The organism is Novosphingobium sp. (assembly GCF_965214355.1).
Classification (GTDB): Bacteria; Pseudomonadota; Alphaproteobacteria; order Sphingomonadales; family Sphingomonadaceae; genus Novosphingobium.
Genome location: NZ_CBDCBI010000002.1, coordinates 3,974,634 through 3,992,131 on the forward strand (window position 1 = coordinate 3,974,634; position 17,498 = coordinate 3,992,131).

The 17,498-nt window shown below is 65.6% G+C and carries 17 protein-coding genes; 15 read left to right on the top strand and 2 right to left on the bottom strand.

Going from position 1 to position 17,498, the window contains the following annotated elements; translation table 11 throughout:
- The first annotated feature begins 101 nt into the window (after positions 1-101).
- The 9 genes from rplM (at position 102) to ACOOE2_RS18275 (ending at position 8,485) form a co-directional block, all read left to right on the top strand.
- Positions 102-581, top strand: coding sequence for a 50S ribosomal protein L13 (rplM, locus tag ACOOE2_RS18235; RefSeq protein WP_420384399.1), 480 nt, complete (start codon positions 102-104; stop codon positions 579-581).
- Positions 581-1,117, top strand: coding sequence for a 30S ribosomal protein S9 (gene rpsI, locus ACOOE2_RS18240; RefSeq protein WP_420384400.1), 537 nt, complete (start codon positions 581-583; stop codon positions 1,115-1,117). The genes rplM and rpsI overlap by 1 nt, the downstream gene beginning before the upstream one ends.
- A 191-nt stretch (positions 1,118-1,308) precedes the next feature.
- Positions 1,309-1,851 carry a hemerythrin domain-containing protein gene (locus ACOOE2_RS18245; RefSeq protein WP_420384401.1) on the top strand — a complete coding sequence of 181 codons (543 nt, stop codon included), beginning with the start codon at positions 1,309-1,311 and terminating at the stop codon, positions 1,849-1,851.
- Positions 1,852-2,130: 279 nt separating this feature from the next.
- Entirely contained in the window at positions 2,131-3,411 is a 1,281-nt protein-coding gene (locus tag ACOOE2_RS18250) for an MFS transporter (RefSeq protein WP_420384402.1), read from the top strand.
- Positions 3,408-4,658 (top strand): arsenic transporter, encoded by a 1,251-nt coding sequence (locus ACOOE2_RS18255; RefSeq protein WP_420384403.1) that lies wholly within the window; start codon positions 3,408-3,410, stop codon positions 4,656-4,658. Before ACOOE2_RS18250 ends, ACOOE2_RS18255 begins: the two co-directional genes overlap by 4 nt.
- A gap of 110 nt (positions 4,659-4,768) precedes the next feature.
- Positions 4,769-5,521 (top strand): peroxide stress protein YaaA, encoded by a 753-nt coding sequence (gene yaaA, locus ACOOE2_RS18260; protein WP_420384404.1) that lies wholly within the window; start codon positions 4,769-4,771, stop codon positions 5,519-5,521.
- Positions 5,518-6,228 (top strand): SDR family NAD(P)-dependent oxidoreductase, encoded by a 711-nt coding sequence (locus ACOOE2_RS18265; RefSeq protein ID WP_420384405.1) that lies wholly within the window; start codon positions 5,518-5,520, stop codon positions 6,226-6,228. Before yaaA ends, ACOOE2_RS18265 begins: the two co-directional genes overlap by 4 nt.
- Complete coding sequence (locus ACOOE2_RS18270; protein ID WP_420384406.1) at positions 6,228-7,382, top strand: glycosyltransferase family 4 protein; 1,155 nt, start codon at positions 6,228-6,230, stop codon at positions 7,380-7,382. Before ACOOE2_RS18265 ends, ACOOE2_RS18270 begins: the two co-directional genes overlap by 1 nt.
- Positions 7,361-8,485, top strand: coding sequence for a capsular biosynthesis protein (locus ACOOE2_RS18275; protein WP_420384407.1), 1,125 nt, complete (start codon positions 7,361-7,363; stop codon positions 8,483-8,485). Before ACOOE2_RS18270 ends, ACOOE2_RS18275 begins: the two co-directional genes overlap by 22 nt.
- Here ACOOE2_RS18275 and ACOOE2_RS18280 read toward each other — a convergent pair.
- A complete protein-coding gene (locus tag ACOOE2_RS18280) occupies positions 8,470-9,762 on the bottom strand; it encodes a nucleotide sugar dehydrogenase (RefSeq protein ID WP_420384408.1) in 1,293 nt (430 codons plus the stop codon). The genes ACOOE2_RS18275 and ACOOE2_RS18280 overlap by 16 nt on opposite strands.
- Before the next feature lie 169 nt (positions 9,763-9,931).
- Here ACOOE2_RS18280 and ACOOE2_RS18285 point away from each other — a divergent pair, with 169 nt between their 5' ends.
- The 6 genes from ACOOE2_RS18285 to ACOOE2_RS18310 all read left to right on the top strand — a co-directional run bounded on the left by ACOOE2_RS18285 (position 9,932) and on the right by ACOOE2_RS18310 (position 16,685).
- A complete protein-coding gene (locus ACOOE2_RS18285; protein WP_420384409.1) occupies positions 9,932-11,014 on the top strand; it encodes an alpha/beta fold hydrolase in 1,083 nt (360 codons plus the stop codon).
- A gap of 277 nt (positions 11,015-11,291) precedes the next feature.
- On the top strand, positions 11,292-12,416 hold the full coding sequence (locus tag ACOOE2_RS18290) for a glycosyltransferase (RefSeq protein WP_420384410.1): 1,125 nt from the start codon (positions 11,292-11,294) through the stop codon (positions 12,414-12,416).
- Between the two features lie 120 nt (positions 12,417-12,536).
- A complete protein-coding gene (bioB, locus tag ACOOE2_RS18295) occupies positions 12,537-13,565 on the top strand; it encodes a biotin synthase BioB (protein ID WP_420384411.1) in 1,029 nt (342 codons plus the stop codon).
- A gap of 137 nt (positions 13,566-13,702) precedes the next feature.
- Complete coding sequence (locus tag ACOOE2_RS18300; protein ID WP_420384412.1) at positions 13,703-14,833, top strand: 8-amino-7-oxononanoate synthase; 1,131 nt, start codon at positions 13,703-13,705, stop codon at positions 14,831-14,833.
- Positions 14,830-15,441: a dethiobiotin synthase gene (gene bioD, locus ACOOE2_RS18305; RefSeq protein WP_420384413.1), complete on the top strand. Its 612-nt coding sequence runs from the start codon at positions 14,830-14,832 to the stop codon at positions 15,439-15,441. The genes ACOOE2_RS18300 and bioD overlap by 4 nt, the downstream gene beginning before the upstream one ends.
- Entirely contained in the window at positions 15,438-16,685 is a 1,248-nt protein-coding gene (locus ACOOE2_RS18310; RefSeq protein ID WP_420384414.1) for an adenosylmethionine--8-amino-7-oxononanoate transaminase, read from the top strand. The genes bioD and ACOOE2_RS18310 overlap by 4 nt, the downstream gene beginning before the upstream one ends.
- Here ACOOE2_RS18310 and ACOOE2_RS18315 read toward each other — a convergent pair.
- A complete protein-coding gene (locus ACOOE2_RS18315; RefSeq protein ID WP_420384415.1) occupies positions 16,654-17,355 on the bottom strand; it encodes a peptidylprolyl isomerase in 702 nt (233 codons plus the stop codon). The genes ACOOE2_RS18310 and ACOOE2_RS18315 overlap by 32 nt on opposite strands.
- Positions 17,356-17,498 lie beyond the last annotated feature (143 nt).

The window sequence follows — 17,498 nt, forward strand, 5'->3', positions numbered from 1 at the left end:
ACTTGAGCGCGGCGATGCAACAAAGGCCCCCATCGCGTTTCGTGACGCGCCGCTTTTGGCAGCGCGCCCACGAACCTATCCAAGTCTAGGAACCATTGCCCATGAAGGCGCTTACCAAAGTCACCCGGTCGGTCAAACCCGCCGAGGTGGTAAAGAAATGGCATGTGATCGATGCCGACGGCCTGGTGGTCGGCCGGCTCGCAGTCATCATTGCCAACCATCTGCGCGGCAAGCACAAGCCGACGTTTACGCCCCATGTCGATTGCGGCGATCACGTGATCGTGATCAACGCCGACAAGGTCAAGTTCACCGGCAACAAGCTGAAGAACAAGGTCTATTACAAGCACACCGGGTATATCGGCGGGCTGAAGGAATTGACCGCGGCCAAAGTGATGAGCGGCAAGTTCCCCGAACGCGTCGTGGAAAAAGCGGTCGAACGCATGATCCCGCGCGGGCCGCTGGGCCGTGCGCAGATGCGCGCGCTGCATCTCTATAACGGCACCGAACATCCCCATGCCGGCAACCAGCCCGAAGTGCTGGATGTCGCGTCGATGAACCGCAAGAACAAGGTGGGTGCATAATGGCTGACACCGATACCGTATCCAGCCTGTCCGATCTGAAGGATCTGGCCGCTGCAACGCCTGTCGAATCGCAGGATGGCGAAGACACGTTTGCGCCCGTAACCCCGTCGGCTCCGCCGGCACCGCTGCGTGCCAAGGAAATCGATGCACAGGGCCGTTCGTACGCGACGGGCCGCCGCAAGGACGCGGTCGCCCGCGTGTGGATCAAGCCCGGATCGGGCAAGATCCTGGTCAACGGCCGCGACCAGGACGTGTATTTCGCACGCCCGACGCTGCGCCTGGTGATCAACCAGCCGTTCCAGGTGGCCGGTCGCGATGGCGCCTATGACGTGATCTGCACTGTAAAGGGCGGCGGGCTTTCGGGCCAGGCCGGCGCAGTCAAGCACGGCATCGCCCAGGCGTTGACGAAATTCGAACCCGCGCTGCGCACCGCAGTCAAGGCCGCCGGTTTCCTGACGCGCGATCCGCGCGTCGTGGAACGCAAGAAGTACGGCCGAGCGAAAGCCCGCAAGAGCTTCCAGTTCTCGAAGCGCTGATTTTCTTCAGCTTTTCGAACCGCTGCACTATCGAAACGCCGGGACTTGTGTCCCGGCGTTTTTGATTGTGGGTGGCAATAATGCGCGAAGTCATCTGCCGGTGCGTACTGCGAACAATATAAATAAACGCGGAACATGGCCCCAGCCGCAACGTTCGCCTTACCATCAAACATCATTGACGGAGCAAGACGATGATCCAGGACATGACACGGCGCAATCTCGGCAAACTGGCGGCAGGCGCAGCCGTGGCGGGCTCGATCGCGCTGACCGCATCGGCACAGGCTGCGCCGATGGGCGACGACTGGTTCGAAATGATCAAGATGCAGCATCGTGAAATCGACCGACGCCTGATGGCAGTCAAGTCGGCCGATACGCATCCGGGGCGCGTCGCCGCATTCAAGGCATTTGCCACGTATCTGTCGGCGCATTCGCTCGCCGAAGAGGTTTCGGTCTATCCGGCGATCGCGATCATGGGCGCCGAGCCCGATGCGAAACAATTGTATCACGAACAGGATGACGCCGAGATCCTGGTCGGGCGGATCGACAACGCGTTGGCGATGCACCAGGACGAACGGGTGGGGCCGATGCTCGACACGCTGGCAGCCGCGCTGCACGCGCATGTGGCAGAGGAAGAGGGAACCAAATTTCCCGCGCTGAAATCTGCGACCAATCCGATGATGAATGCCAAACTGACCCAAGACTTCCACGCGACATTCGCGCGCGCGGTTGGCTGAAGTCCCATGGCCCCCGGGGCGGCTGCCTTGCGAAAACAGCCGCCCCGGGGGCGTTTGCCCCACGCTCAACATCCTTGAGCCTTACGAACCGTTGCACGACCGAAAACGCCGGGGCCCAGGTCCCGGCGTTTTTCCATTTGCGAAAGCCGGCTCCGCGCACATCCCTGTCCCCAGCGAAATTCTGTCGGATCCGAAAGAGGTTTGTCGCATTGATGATACAATTGGACGGATGGACGACGTTTGCGTGATGCATGCACCAGGCGGTCATTGGGGGCATTTATGACGAACGTCAGGGCGCAGAACGACCCGAGCGCCGACGACATCGCGCCTGCGAAACGCGCGCTCGAGGCGCTGAATTTCTTCATGGCCGATATGCAGGCCGGCATCGGGCCGTTCCTGGGGGTATTCCTGCAACAGCGGGGCTGGACGGCGGGGCCGATCGGCACGGTCATGACCGCAGGCGGGGTGGCGGGCATGATCATGACTGTGCCGGCCGGCGCGTTCATCGATCATACCGAAAAGAAGCGGCTGGTCGTCATCGTCACCGGGATCTGCACGGTCGTCGCGTCGTTTCTGATCCTGTTGTCGCAATCGGGCCTGGTCGTCACGGTCAGCCAGGTCGCCACCGCGATCGCCGGCGCGGCCATCGGCCCTGCGGTCAGCGGGATGACGCTGGGCATTGTCCGCCAGAAAGGATTCAACGCGCAGAACGGCCGCAACCAGGCATGGAACCATGCCGGCAACATGATCGGTGCGGGGCTGTCGGGCTGGCTTGGCTGGAAATTCGGCATGCCGGCAATCTTTTATCTCGCCGCTGCGTTCGGCGTGCTGGCGATCGTGGCGGTGCTGATGATCCCCGAAAAATCGATCGACCACCGCGCGGCACGTGGCCTGGAAGACCAGCCGGACAAAGCGGAAGGCGGCGACAGTGGCGGACAGGCCGAGGGCTTCAAGACATTGTTGCAGAACCGGCCGATGCTGATCCTGGCGGCGGCACTGGCCTGTTTCCATCTCGGCAATGGCGCGATGCTGCCGCTCTACGGCCTGGCCGTGGTTGGCGCGGGCAAGGGCAACCCCGCGCTGTTCGTCGCGCAGACGGTGGTCGTCGCGCAAGCGGTGATGATCGTGGCCGCGCTGGTCGCCATGCGCATGGCGGCGGGCAAAGGCTATTGGCTGGTCATGCTGATCTCGTTTGCGGTCCTGCCGCTGCGTGGATTTCTGGCCGGGACGTTCATCGAACATTGGGGCGTGTGGCCGGTGCAGGCGCTGGATGGCATCGGCGCCGGGCTGCAAAGCGTTGCGGTCCCAGGGCTGGTCGCGTGCCTGCTGAACGGCACCGGCCGCGTCAATGTCGGCCAGGGCGCGGTCATGACCGTCCAGGGTCTTGGCGCATCGCTCAGTCCCGCAATCGGCGGTTGGCTGGCCCAAAAGCTGGGTTATCCGGTTGCGTTCTACAGTCTGGGCAGCTTTGCCGTGATCAGCCTGGCACTGTGGATCGGCTTTGCCGGAACCCTGCGACCCGCATGCGCGGGTTCGGGCGGAAACGGCGCAAAACCTTGAACACGGCAACCCTTGCAACCTGGGCGATCTGCACTGCTGCGACCGCCGCGGTGATCGCGCGCCCGCTGCGCTGGCCCGAGGCGATCTGGGCAGTAACGGGCGCGGCGCTGCTGGTGGTGGCAGGGCTGATGCCGTTTGGCGCAGCATGGCATGCCATCGGCAAAGGCATGGATGTCTATCTGTTCCTGATCGGCATGATGCTGCTGAGCGAGACAGCGCGCGAACAGGGCCTGTTCGACCGCGTCGCCGCCATTGCGGTCAACCACGCCGGCGGATCGCGCGCCAGGCTGTTCCTGCTCGTCTATGCGACCGGCGTCGTCACCACGACGTTCCTGTCGAACGATGCGACCGCCGTCGTGCTGACGCCGGCGGTCTTTGCCGCCGCAAAAAAGGCCCGGGCCGAACCGCTGCCGCTGCTGTTCGCCTGCGCGCTGATCGCCAATGCGGCCAGTTTCGTGCTGCCGATCTCCAATCCCGCCAATCTCGTGCTGTACGGCGGCAGGATGCCCCCGCTCGGCCAGTGGTTCGGCTCGTTCGCGCTCCCTTCGCTGGCTGCGATCGTGGTGACGTTTGCAATGCTCCGATTTGTCGAGCGCAAGAACCTGGCGGGCGATTGCGCGCGCGATGTCGACACCGCCCCGATGACCACCGGCGGCAAGGCCGCGCTGGCCGGGATCGGGGTCACCGCGCTCTTGCTGCTCGCGATGTCGGCATTCGATCGGCCGCTGGGCCTGCCGACCTGCCTCGCCGGCCTAGCAACGACACTCGGCGTATGCCTGCTGCGCAAGACCTCTCCGCTCGATACGGCCAGAAGCGTGTCGTGGAGCGTGCTGCCGCTGGTCGCCGGCTTGTTCGTGCTGGTCGAGGCGCTTGACCGCACCGGTGTGATCGCCGCGGTCGCCGATGCGTTGCGCGCGATGGCGGCCGACCCGGCCAAAGGGGCCGCGACCGCCGGGACGATCCTGGCGTTCGGATCGAACCTGATGAACAATCTGCCCGCCGGCCTTGTCGCCAGCACCGCCGTGGCCCAGGCGCACCCGCCCCGGCTGATCGTCGACGGATTGTTGATCGGGGTCGATCTGGGCCCCAATCTGTCGGTGACGGGCTCGCTTGCAACGATCCTGTGGTTGCAGGCGATCCGCCGCGAAGGCGAGGATGTCGGGTTCTGGCGGTTCCTGAAAGTCGGCGCGGTGACGATGGTCCCGGCGCTGGCGGCCGCGCTTGGCGCGCGCGTGCTCATTGGCTAAGATAGGGGCTAGCAACACAGAGGCCACGGCTCGATTTCAGGAGTTCGAAGACGCAGGCGCCTGATCGGGAGGTTTGACCCCGCCCGTCCGCGCCGCTATCGCCCCGGGTCATGATTGCCCTGCTGTCGCCCGCAAAAACGCTCGATTTCGAACGCGCCCTCCCGCTGCTGGCGGTGTCGGCGCCGCATTTCGCCGGCGAAGCGCAAGCGCTTGCCCGGTCGGCCGCCAACCTGTCGCAGAAACGCCTGTCGGAACTGATGGGCATCTCGCCGCGCCTGGCCAAGCTCAACGCCGACCGCTTTCGCGACTTTGCCGATTTGCCCGAGCGCCCCGCGCTGTTTGCCTTTGCCGGCGATGTCTACACCGGGTTCGACGTGCATACGCTGGACGAGCCGGGTGTTGCCTTTGCACAAGACCATGTGCGGATGCTGTCGGGGCTGTATGGCCTGCTGCGGCCGCTTGACGCAATCCGGCCCTATCGGCTCGAAATGGGCACGCGCTGGGCGCCGCGCCGCAAAAGCCTGGTCGAGTGGTGGGGCGACCGGATCGCCGGCCTGCTGCGCGAACAGATCGCCGACGAAGGCTCGGGCGTGGTGCTCAATCTGGCCAGCCAGGAGTATTTTGCGGCCGTCAAAGGCCGGCTGGGCACGGTCCGGGTGATCGATGTGGATTTTCGCGAGCCCGGCCCCGACGGCCCGCGCTTCGTCAGTTTCAACGCCAAGAAGGCGCGCGGGATGATGGCGCGCTGGCTGTGCGAGCATCACATTGCCGATGTGGATGCGATGCGCGGGTTCGACACCGACGGCTATCGCTTCGACGCGGCGGAGAGCGAAGCCGATCGCTGGCGGTTTGTCCGCGCATGACCGCCAGGGACCCGGCAAGCGCGATCGTCATCGGCGCGTCGGGCGGCATCGGCGGCGCGTTTGAACAGGCCTTGCGCGACGAGGGCAACTTCGCTGTGGTGCATGGCTTTGCGCGTTCGCGCCCCGGCGCACATCACCTCGACCTGACCGATGAGGCCAGCATCGCCGCCGCCGCTGCGCTGGTGGCGCAAGGGCCGCCGCCGGGCCTGGTGATCGTTGCGACCGGACTCCTCCATGGCAACGATCGCGGGCCGGAAAAGGCGCTGCGCGATTGCGATCCGGCATGGCTGGCGCAGGCCTATGCGATCAACGCGATCGGACCGCTGATGGTCGCAAAACATGTCCTGCCGCTTTTGCCCAGGACCGGCCGCACTGTGTTTGCGGCGCTGTCGGCACGCGTCGGATCGATCGGCGACAACCGGCTGGGCGGCTGGCACGGCTATCGCGCATCGAAAGCAGCGCTCAACATGATGATCCGCAACCTCGCGATCGAGGAACACCGCCGCAACCCCCGCGCGATCGTGGTCGCGCTGCACCCCGGCACTGTGGATACCGCGCTGTCGCGCCCGTTTCAGGGCAATGTGCCGCCCGGCCGGCTGTTCGATCCCGAACGCGCCGCGCTGCAATTGCTCGATGTGATCGAGGGGCTCAAACCGTCCGACAGCGGCAAGCTGTTCGATTTCGAAGGCACCGAAATTCCGTTCTGATGCCGTCCGACCCGATCCTGCTCGATATCAGCCGACTGGTGTGGCGGCGCTGGGCCGGTCGGCTGCCAACCGGGATCGACCGCGTCTGCCTGGCCTATTGCGATCATTTCGGGTCTCGCGCGCTGGCTGTGCTGCAATGGCGCGGCCATCTGCGGGTGCTGTCGGCGCGGCAGTCGGCGCGGCTGTTTGCGCTCGTCGCGCGCGATGGGCCGGGGTTTCGCAGCCGCTTTGTCGCCATGCTGCCGGGGATCTGGGCCGCCCGCGCGGGGCGGACAACCCCGGGGCAAATCTACCTCAATGTCGGGCACACCGGGCTCGACGATCCCGCACTGCCGCGCTGGATTGCGGCGCGCGGGGCTCGCGCGGTGTTTCTGATCCATGATCTGATCCCGATCACGCATCCCCGGTTCTGCCGCGCGGGCGAAGCGGCGCGCCATACGCTGCGCATGCGCCATGCGCTGATCGCCGCGCATGGCATCATCGGTAATTCCGCCGCGACGTTGCGCGACCTGGATGCCTTTGCGCAAAGCGAAGGCTTGCCAAGCCCTGCGCAATTGCCGGCGTGGATCTGTGGCCCGACCGCGCCTGCCGGGATCAAGCCGGCGCAACCCGGCCGCGACTGGTTCATCACCGTCGGTACGATCGAGGGCCGCAAGAACCATCTGCTGCTGCTGCAAACCTGGCAGGCGCTGGCGCAGATCATGGGCGCGGCAACCCCGCTGCTGGTGATCGTCGGCCAGCGCGGGTGGGAGGCGCAGGCCACCCACGCAATGCTCGACCACGATCCGCAGATCCGCGCGCATGTCATCGAGCATGGCCGCGCCGACGACGCCATGCTCGCTACGCTGATCACCGGCGCGCGGGCGCTGCTGATGCCCAGTTTTGCCGAAGGCTTCGGCCTGCCGGTGATCGAGGCGCTGGACCTGGGCACCCCGGTGATCGCCAGCGACCTGCCCGTCTTTCGCGAGATCACAGGGACCATCCCGACGTATCTTGATCCCGCCGACGCGCCCGGCTGGCTGGCGACGATCCAGGCGTTCTGTGGCCCGTGCCCCGAACGCGAGCGCCAGCTTTGCGCAATCGCCGGCTATCGTGCGCCCGTGTGGCCCGACCATTTTGCGGCGGTCGAGGCGTGGCTGGCGGATTTGCCGTAGTGCGCACGTTCGTGATCGGATTTCGCCGCTGGCGCGCATGGAACCTGACGCCCGTTCTGCGCGCCGAGGCGGGGGATATCGCGTTCGTGCGCCATGCCCGCACGGCGCATCCGCGCGCCGGTGACCGCGTGATCGTGTGGGGCGCGGCCAACCCGCCGGGGCTCGATGCCTTGATTGCGCGGAGCGGCGCGACGCTGGTGCGGATCGAGGACGGGTTCATCCGCTCGGTCGGGCTGGGCAGCGACCTGATCGCGCCGCATTCGCTGGCATTCGACGATCGCGGCATCTATTTCGACGCAAGCCGGCCTTCCGCGCTCGAACACCTGCTGATGACGGCGCCCGAAGATGCCGTGCTCGATGCGCGCGCCGCCCGCTTGCGCGGGTTCATCGTCGCGCGGGCACTGACCAAGTACAATGTCGAAAGCGATGCGTCGCCCACCTGGCACAACGCCGGGCGGCCCGTCGTGCTCGTGCCCGGCCAGGTCGAAACCGACGCCTCGATCGCGCTGGGGGGCGGCACGATCCGTACCAATCTGGCGCTGTTGCAGGCGGCGCGTGCCGCGCGGCCCGATGCGTTCCTGGTCTACAAGCCCCATCCCGATGTCATGGCGCGCAACCGCCGCGGCGCGCTGGCGCATGCGGCCGCGCTGCGCCTGGCCGATCATGTCGAAACCACCGCATCGATCATCGCGTGCCTGGCGCACACCGGCGAAGTGCACACGATGACCTCGCTCAGCGGGTTCGACGCGCTGCTGCGCGGCGTGCGTGTCGTGACGTATGGCGCGCCGTTCTACGCCGGGTGGGGCCTGACCGACGATCGCGCGGAGCATCCCGCGTTCGCGCGGCGCACCCGGCGGATCACGCTGGACCAGCTGGTCGGCGCCGCGCTGCTGCTCTATCCGCGCTATTGGGACCCGGTGGCGGGCCGGTTCACCACGGCCGAGGCGGCGCTGGCCACCTTGGCGGCGGCGCGCGATGCGCTGGCGCAAAGCCCGGTGCCGGACCGCCTGATCAGCGGTTTCTGGCGGCGGCAGCAGCGCAAGGCCCGCGTGCTGGCGCGCGCATGGCTCGGCCGTTCCGGCCGCGATCAAAGGCTCCAGTAGCGCAGGCCGGCCGGCAGATCCGCCGGAACGAGCGAGGATTTGACGTCGATGATGGCGCCGCCCGGTGCGACCATCGCCGCGATCGCATCCTGGCCCATGTCGGCATAAGCCTTGTGCCCGACCGCGTAGATCACCGCATCGAGATCGTCGAACGCCTCGATCGGGCTGAGCGTGATGCCGAATTCGTGGGCAGCCGACGCCGCTGTCGCCAGCGGATCATGGACCAGCGGCACGATGCCGAATTCGCGCAGTTCGTTCACGATATCGGCCACTTTGGAATTGCGGATATCGGGCACGTTTTCCTTGAAGGTCAGGCCCAGGATTCCGACGCGTGACGCACCAAGCGAACGGCCGCAGGTGCGCAGCAACTTCACCGTGCGCTGCGCGACATAGCTGCCCATGCCGTCGTTGATCCGCCGACCGGCCAGGATCACTTGCGGATGATAGCCCAGCTGTTCGGCCTTTGCGGTCAGGTAGTACGGATCGACCCCGATGCAGTGCCCGCCGACGAGGCCGGGATAGAATTTCAGGAAATTCCATTTCGTGCCCGCCGCCGCCAGCACTTCGCGCGTGGAAATCCCCACCAGATCGCAAATCCGCGAAATCTCGTTCATCAGCGCGATGTTGATGTCGCGCTGGGTGTTTTCGATGACCTTGGCCGCTTCTGCGACCTTGATCGACGACGCGCGGTGGATGCCCGCGGTCACCACCGATCCGTACAGGTCGGCCAGGATATCCAGCGTCTCCTCGTCCTGGCCCGAAACGACCTTTACGATCTTTTCGAACGGATGGTCCTTGTCGCCCGGGTTGATGCGCTCGGGGCTGTAGCCCAGCTTGAAATCGACCCCGCTGACCAGGCCCGACACGCGCTCGATCACCGGCGCGCACACTTCTTCGGTCGCGCCGGGATAGACGGTCGATTCGAACACCACGATCGTGCCGCGCGCGATAACCTTGCCAAGCATCGCGCAGGCCGCCTCCAGCGCGCCGAAATCGGGGCGGTGGCCATCATCGACCGGTGTCGGCACGGTAACGATGATGATCGGGCAGGCGCCCAGCGCAGCCGGATCGTCGGTGATTGCCAACTGCGAGGCTGCCAGGTCTTCGGCACTGATTTCGCCGGTAAAATCGTGACCCGCGCGCAAGGTTTCGACACGGTGCGCGCCAATGTCATACCCCGTCACGCGGTATTTGCGGGCAAAGGCCACCGCCAGCGGCAGGCCGACATAGCCCAGCCCGACAACACCGATCGGGCCGATATTCGCAAGAGAGTCCATGATGCTCCAAACAGTGGTCGTGTGCGACAACAGGCCAATCGCGTGTCCCGCCGTGGGGCCGCCATAGCAGCGCATCCCCTTCACCATGGTAAACATCAAAACGTCAGTACAGCCTTGCACAGGCCTTGCGAGGACGTAAGGTGCGAGCAATGGTCCGGAGAGTATCTGCATGAAATGTCTTGGTCGCGCCTTGCTGGCAGGCACCGCAATGATCCTGATCGGGGCTCCCCTGCGGGCCGAAACGATGCCGGAACCGACCAGCGTACCCGGCCCGCCGACTCAGTTCCAGACGCAGTTCGACCCGGTTGGTCCCGCGGTCCAGGCGCTGCCGGGGACGCACGGCCGCACGATCCATTTTGCCGATACCGGAGAGACCGGGTGGCGCCCGGTGCTGTTTCTGGGCGGTACGGGCACAAGCGCGCGCGGGTTCCTGATGACGGGGTACCTCGAAACCTTGCGGCGTCAGTTGCACTTGCGGTTCATCTCGGTCGAGCGCAACGGATTTGGCGACAGCCCGTATGATCCGGCGTGGACATACGCCGATTACGTCGGCGACGTGCGCAGCGTGCTCGATCATCTGGGCGTCGCGCGTTTTGCGATGGTGTCGATTTCGGGCGGCGGGCCTTATGCCGGGCATATTGCCGCAGCCATGCCCGATTGGCTGATCTCGGTGCATTTTGCCGCTGCGCTGGCCAATGTGCGCAGCCCGTCACTCGATGTCTGCCAGGTGCCCCTGCCCGATGTGGCCAAAGGCCTGGCCGCCACGGTGCAAAACCCCGAGGCCTGGTGGCATTATCCCCCGACCAGCCCCACCGCGCATATCCCGGGATTTGCCGACCGGGCCTATGACGAAGGCGCGCGGGCATTTTTCATCCGGGGCCAGATGGGCGACCCCCTGCCCGAAGCGGCAGAGATGCGCCGCTATTGCCAATCGGCGCTGCCCGCGCTGACCGCGCTGAAGGCGCCGATGTTCACGTATTATGGCGGCGCCGATTCGCTGGTGGTGCCGGCCAATGGCGCGTTCTGGCGCAAGTCCACCGGCGGCCCGGCGACCGAGCGCGCCTATCCCGGCGAGGGCCATGACGTGCAATATCGCCACTGGGATCAGGTGCTTATCGATCTCGCCGGATTTGGTTCAAGCGAACTGGTATGCCGTGACGGGCAGTCCGTGCTAGTGCCGGCAAGCATCGCCAAACGCGCATTGGCCGGTGGTGCCCTCACTGGTCTGTGCCTCTGGCAAAAAGGCGCTTGAATATTTGGATAATTCTAGATTGCTTCATACAGTATAAAATGACTACGACATGAATAGTGATGCAGCAGTGGTGGTATTAATTGCGAAATACCACTTTCAGATGTTACATTGCGGTAATGTAGGCAGATGAGTTGACTTCGTAACATAAAAAAATTAGGCGGCCAAACCGGAGGGGCGTGATTTTTCGATCGGGACATGCGTGAAGTTATTGCACATTATATCTTCCGTCGATCCCATTCAGGGCGGACCGATCGAGGGTGTATTTCAGCAATCGGCGATGGCGGGCAAGGCCGGTATCGAGATCCACATCGCGTCGCTTGATGCCCCCGACGCCCCCTGGGTTCGCCAGTGCCCGGCAAAGGTCTTCGCGCTGGGCAAGTCGGGACGCCCGGCGTGGCGCAAGAAAACGCCGTGGGGCCATTACGGCTATGAGCCGGCGTTCGTGCCATGGCTGCGCGATAACGTGCACAATTATGACGCCGTGATCGTCAACGGCTTGTGGAATTATGCCACGATGGGCGCAAAGCGGGCGCTCGCCCGCAACGATGTGCCTTATGCGGTGTTTACCCATGGCATGCTCGACCCGTGGTTCCGCCAGACCTACCCGGTCAAGACCATGCTGAAGCAGGCGTTCTGGCTGTTTTGCGAAGGGCCGTTGATGAACCGGGCCGACGCAGTGTTCTTTACCACCAAGGACGAAATGATCGTTTCGCGCGATGCGTTCCGGCCCTACCACGTAAAGGGCAAGGTCGTCGGCTTTGGCACCGCCGATGTCGAAGGCGACGAAGCGCGCCAGGTGGCCGCGTTTCGTGCCGCGATACCCGCATTGGGCGACAAGCGCTATCTGCTGTACCTCAGCCGCATCCACCAGAAAAAGGGCGTCGACATGCTGATCGAGGCGTTCGGCTCGATCGCCCAGGCGCATCCCGATCTCGATCTCGTCGTCGCTGGCCCCGACCAGGTCGGCTGGTGCGAAGACTTGCAGAATCTCGCGACGGAATTGGGTATCGCCGGCAGGATCCATTGGCCCGGCATGTTGACCGGTGACCAGAAATGGGGCGCGTTCAGGGACTGCGAAGCGTTTGTGCTGCCTTCGCACCAGGAAAATTTCGGCGTGGTCGTGGCCGAGGCGCTGGCCTGCGGCAAAGCCGTGCTGATCAGCGACAAAGTGCAGATCTGGCGCGAAGTCGCCGACTATCATGCCGGCATCGTCAAGCCCGACACGATCGCGGGCACACGCGCACTGCTGCAGGAATTTGCTGGGCTGAACCCGCCAGCGGTCGCCAGCCTGGAGGCCAATGCGCGCACGTTGTTCGAAGAATGCTTCGACATCCGCAAGGCGTTTTTCAAGATCATCGACGCGGTGACGGAGATCATTCCCGAAAAGTCCGGCCCCGCCTGATCGGCTTTCGGGGACGAAAAACCGGTTTGCACATGCGCGCGGAGTGCTAAGGGCAGCGATGAATGACGCGGGCTTTTCCGGCGCGGAACCCCGCGTACCGGTTTGCAAAGGACACTTCGCATGTTTGCAGATACCGCCACCCCTGTTGCTGCAAGCGCAGTGTCGTTGCGGACCGATTGGACGCGTGACGAGATCGCGGCGCTGTTCGATCTGCCGTTTACCGAGCTCGTGTTCCGCGCGGCCGAAATCCACCGCGCGCACCACCGCGCCGACCAAGTGCAACTGTGCACGCTGCTGTCGATCAAGACCGGCGGTTGCCCCGAGGATTGCGGCTATTGCTCGCAATCGGTGAAGGCCGACAGCGGGGTCGAAGCGACCAAGCTGATGGACGTGCAGGCCGTGCTGCAGTCCGCCGCGCAGGCGCGCGATGCCGGGTCAAAGCGGTTCTGCATGGGCGCGGCGTGGCGCAACCCCAAAGACCGCGATATGCCGGCCATCATCGCGATGGTGCGCGGTGTGCGCGAGATGGGGTTGGAAACGTGCATGACGCTGGGCATGCTGACGCCTGTGCAGACCGACCAGCTGGTGCAGGCCGGTCTCGACTATTACAACCACAACATCGACACCTCGCCCGAGCGTTATGACCAGGTGATCACCACGCGCAGCTTTGCCGACCGGATCGATACGATCGATCGCGTGCGCGCGGCGGGGATCAATGTTTGTTCGGGCGGGATCGTCGGGATGGGTGAAACCCGTGCCGACCGCGTCGGGTTCGTCCACGCGCTGGCAACGATGGAGCGCCATCCCGAATCGGTGCCGGTCAACGCGCTGGTGCCGATCAAGGGCACCGTATTGGGCGACATGCTGGCCGATACGCCGCTGGCCAAGATCGACGATATCGAATTCGTGCGGACTGTTGCCGTCGCGCGGATCACGATGCCGCTGTCGATGGTGCGGCTGTCGGCCGGGCGCGAGGCGATGAGCGACGCGACGCAGGCGCTGTGCTTCATGGCGGGGGCGAATTCGATTTTCACCGGCGACAAATTGCTGACCGCGGCGAATGCCGGCGATGATGCCGATGCCGCGATGTTCGCGCGGCTGGGGCTGAGGCCGATGACCGCGCAGGAACCGATGCGCGCGGGGAAATGACGCGCTTCTTCCCCCCTCCCCTTCAGGGGAGGGGCCGGGGGTGGGGGCTCTCGGCTACATTCCACGCTGCATGGGCGTTGGCGAGTGGGGCGCGGCCCCACCCCAACCCCTCCCCTGAAGGGGAGGGGCTTTAGGTCGTGCCTGTTTCGACGGAAGCGCGGCTGTGGGACGCGCATTACCGGGATCTGGCCGCGCTCGCCGCGCGCGATCGGCGCCGCGCGCTGAGCCCACGCACGGGCATCGATTTTGCCTCGAATGATTATCTCGCTTTGTCGGGCTGCGCGCGATTGCGCGACTCCATCGCCGATGCCATTGCCCGCGGCGTGCCCGCCGGGTCAGGCGGATCACGGCTGTTGCGCGGCAACGATCCCGAACATGAAGCGCTCGAGGCCGAGGCCGCCGCCTGGGCGGGGAGCGAAAGCGCGCTGTTCCTGGGGTCGGGCTATGCCGCCAATGTCGCGCTGCTGGCCACATTGCCGCAAACCGGCGACCTGATCATCCACGACGAACTGATCCATGCCTCGATGCACGAGGGCCTGCGCCTGTCGCGCGCGACCGCGATCGCGGTTCCGCACAACGATGCCGATGCCTTTGCCGATGCGGCACGGCAATGGCATGGGCGCGGACGCATCTGGCTGGCGTTCGAATCGCTGTATTCGATGGATGGCGACCGGGCCCCGCTGGCTGATCTCGTCACGATTGCCGAACGCCATGACGCGGTCATGCTGATCGACGAGGCGCATGCCACCGGCGTATTCGGCACAGGCGGACGCGGACTTGCCGCCGATTTCGATGGTCGGCCCGATGCGATCGTGTTGCGCACATGCGGCAAGGCGCTGGGCGCCGAGGGCGCGCTGGTATGCGGCCCTGCGGTCGTGCGCGATTTCCTGATCAACCGTGGTCGTCCATTCGTGTTTTCAACCGCGCCATCGCCGCTGATGGCCGCCGCCGTGCGCGAGGCGATCCGCATTTGCGCCGATGAGCCCGAACGGCGCGCGCAGCTCGCCGCGTTGTCGGCGCATGCGGCGCGGGTGCTCGCCCCATTGGGCGCCACGGTCACCGGCACCCAGATCATGCCGCTGATCCTGGGCGACGATGCGCGCGCGATGCGCGTGGCGGGCGCGGTGCAGGCCGCCGGGTTCGATGTGCGCGCGATACGCCCGCCAACGGTGGCGCCGGGTACCGCGCGGTTGCGAATATCGCTGACGCTGAATTGCGGGCCATCGGACATCGCTGCGCTCGGGGCTGCTCTGGAGATCGCATTGTGACCGCTTTCGTCGTTACCGGCACCGACACGGATATCGGCAAGACGGTGTTTGCCGCCGCGCTGACCGGCGCGCTCAAGGCGCATTACTGGAAACCGGTGCAATCGGGGCTGGCAGATGGCCTTGATGCCGACACCGTCGCGCGCCTGTCCGGCGCGCCCATCCTCCCTGAAGCCTATCGCCTGACCGAGCCGTTGTCACCGCATCGCGCCGCCGAACTGGATGGCGTGACGATCGATCGCGCGCGGCTGGCCTTGCCGCCGCAGCGGCCGCTGGTGGTGGAAGGCGCGGGCGGCGTGCTTGTGCCGGTGACGCGCGGACTCAGCTATGCCGATGTGTTTGCCTGGTGGGGCCTGCCGGTGGTCGTTGTCGCGCGCACGGGACTTGGCACGATCAACCACACCTTGCTGACGATCGAGGCACTGCGCGCGCGCCACGTGCCGGTCCATGGCGTTTCCTTTGTCGGCCACGCCAACGAAGACAACGAGGCGACGATAGCCGCGATCGGCCAGGTGCGCCGGCTGGGCCGGCTGCCCATGCTGCCGGTGCTCGATCGCGAAAGCCTCGCTGCCGCGTTTGCCGCCAGCTTCGACATCGCAGACTTTGCATGAGCGCGATCTGGCATCCGTTTACCCAGCACGGCCTGAACGAACCGATCCCGCTGGTCGATCGCGCCGACGGCGCCGCGCTGTACACCCGCGACGGCCGCCGGGTGATCGACGCGGTATCGAGCTGGTGGGTGACGACGCATGGCCACAACCACCCGCGCATCGTCGCCGCCATCTGCGACCAGGCGCAGCGGCTCGACCAGGTGATCTTTGCCGGGTGGACTCATGCGCCGGCCGAAGCGGTGGCGCAGGGCCTGCGTGCGCTGATGCCGGCCGAGCTGACCCGGGTGTTCTTTTCGGACAGCGGATCGACCGCGGTCGAAGTCGCGCTGAAAATGGCGCTGGGCTATCACGCGCACACCGAAACCGGGCGCACCGGGATCCTGGTGATGGAGCACAGCTATCACGGCGATACGATCGGCACGATGTCGGTCGGCGCACGCGGCGTGTTCAACGCAGCGTATGATCCGCTGCTGTTCGACGTCGGCACGATCCCGTTTCCCACAGGCGATGGCGTGGCGACACTGGAGGCCCTTGAACGCGCCTGCAAAGCCGTGCGCCCTGCCGCGTTTATCGCCGAGCCGCTGGTGCTTGGCGCGGGCGGCATGCTGTTTTATCCGCCCGCCGTCCTGCGCCGGATGGCGGAGATCTGCCGCGCGCACGATGTGCTGTTCATCGCCGACGAAGTGATGACCGGCTGGGGCCGCACCGGCACATTGCTCGCATGCGAACAGGCCGGCGTCGTGCCCGACATTCTATGCCTCGCCAAAGGCCTGACCGGCGGATCGATGCCGCTGGCCGTGACAATGGCGACCGAGCCGATCTATGCCGCGCACTGTTCCACCGACCGCGCCAAGACGTTTTTCCATTCGTCGAGCTTTACCGCCAACCCGATCGCCTGCGCCGCAGCGGCCGCCAATCTCGAAATCTGGCGCGACGAGCCAGTGCTGTCCCGCATCGCCACGCTGGCCGTGCGGCAGGCGGCAATGGTCGAGCGGCTGGCGCGACTGCCGGGCGTGGCCAATGCGCGCACCTGCGGGACGATCGCGGCGATCGACGTGGTGGTGCGCGACGGCGGCTATCTGTCCACACTGGGTCCGCGCCTGCTCGCGCTGTTTCGCGAAAACGACGTGCTGCTGCGCCCGCTAGGCAATACCATCTACGTGATGCCGCCCTATTGCCTCGATGAGGCCGACCATGCGCGGATCGAGGCGGTTATTGGGCTGGCGCTGTCGGCGGTGCTGTAGCCGGAAGCGGCTCGCGCCGGACAGTCAGGACCTTGACCGGATCGGCCAGCATCTGCCCACGCATCACGCCTTCGCCCAAGGTCGGCGACATCGGTGCGTCCCAGATCTTGCGCGCCACATCCATGCCCGACACCACTGTGCCGAAAACCGCAAACCCGGCCTGCAGGTCGGGCGTGGCCCCCTTGGGATCGGCATCGAGCCCGGTCATGTCGGACAGCATGATGAAGAAATCGGTCGTCGCCGTGCCCGGGGCGCCGCGCGCCATCGCAATCGTGCCCGCCTTGTGCGACAGCCCGGTCTGCGTGGTCGGTTCATGCGCGATCGGCGGATACAGCAGCCGCGTATCGCGCAATCCGCCCTGGATCAGGCCCTGTGGTTGCGGATCGCCCGCCATGTGCATCGCGCGATAGAACACGATTCCGTCGAAGTGCTTCGTATCGACGTAATGCAGGAAATTGGCGGTCGTGATCGGCGCATGCTTGCCATCGAGATCGATCTCGATCGTGCCCAGCGTCGTCACCATCGCCACGCGCACCGTATCGGCCAGCGGGATCGGCACATAGGCCGCCGCCGGCTTGTGCACCGGGTGGGCCGGCGCGGCCGGGGCGGGGAAGGCGGCAAACAGGCACAACATGCCCGACAGCGCAGCGGCGAATCGACGACTGATCATGCGTCCCACGATGCCGCACTCACCGGCCTGTTGCCAACCTGTTTGCATCGCGGCCATGCGGGCAACTACCCACCCCGGCCACACGCTTCTGCCACCGCTGCAGCGTTAATGTCAGGAAACCGGGCGTACGTATTCCAAACGAA

What these genes read in the sequence shown, in the direction of transcription:
- rplM (WP_420384399.1), top strand. Translation starts at nt 102, where the DNA reads ATGAAGGCGCTTACCAAAGTCACCCGGTCGGTCAAACCCGCCGAGGTG.
- rpsI (WP_420384400.1), top strand. Translation starts at nt 581, where the DNA reads ATGGCTGACACCGATACCGTATCCAGCCTGTCCGATCTGAAGGATCTG.
- ACOOE2_RS18245 (WP_420384401.1), top strand. Translation starts at nt 1,309, where the DNA reads ATGATCCAGGACATGACACGGCGCAATCTCGGCAAACTGGCGGCAGGC.
- ACOOE2_RS18250 (WP_420384402.1), top strand. Translation starts at nt 2,131, where the DNA reads ATGACGAACGTCAGGGCGCAGAACGACCCGAGCGCCGACGACATCGCG.
- yaaA (WP_420384404.1), top strand. Translation starts at nt 4,769, where the DNA reads ATGATTGCCCTGCTGTCGCCCGCAAAAACGCTCGATTTCGAACGCGCC.
- ACOOE2_RS18265 (WP_420384405.1), top strand. Translation starts at nt 5,518, where the DNA reads ATGACCGCCAGGGACCCGGCAAGCGCGATCGTCATCGGCGCGTCGGGC.
- ACOOE2_RS18270 (WP_420384406.1), top strand. Translation starts at nt 6,228, where the DNA reads ATGCCGTCCGACCCGATCCTGCTCGATATCAGCCGACTGGTGTGGCGG.
- ACOOE2_RS18280 (WP_420384408.1), bottom strand. Translation starts at nt 9,762, where the DNA reads ATGGACTCTCTTGCGAATATCGGCCCGATCGGTGTTGTCGGGCTGGGC.
- ACOOE2_RS18285 (WP_420384409.1), top strand. Translation starts at nt 9,932, where the DNA reads ATGAAATGTCTTGGTCGCGCCTTGCTGGCAGGCACCGCAATGATCCTG.
- ACOOE2_RS18290 (WP_420384410.1), top strand. Translation starts at nt 11,292, where the DNA reads ATGGCGGGCAAGGCCGGTATCGAGATCCACATCGCGTCGCTTGATGCC.
- bioB (WP_420384411.1), top strand. Translation starts at nt 12,537, where the DNA reads ATGTTTGCAGATACCGCCACCCCTGTTGCTGCAAGCGCAGTGTCGTTG.
- ACOOE2_RS18310 (WP_420384414.1), top strand. Translation starts at nt 15,438, where the DNA reads ATGAGCGCGATCTGGCATCCGTTTACCCAGCACGGCCTGAACGAACCG.
- ACOOE2_RS18315 (WP_420384415.1), bottom strand. Translation starts at nt 17,355, where the DNA reads ATGATCAGTCGTCGATTCGCCGCTGCGCTGTCGGGCATGTTGTGCCTG.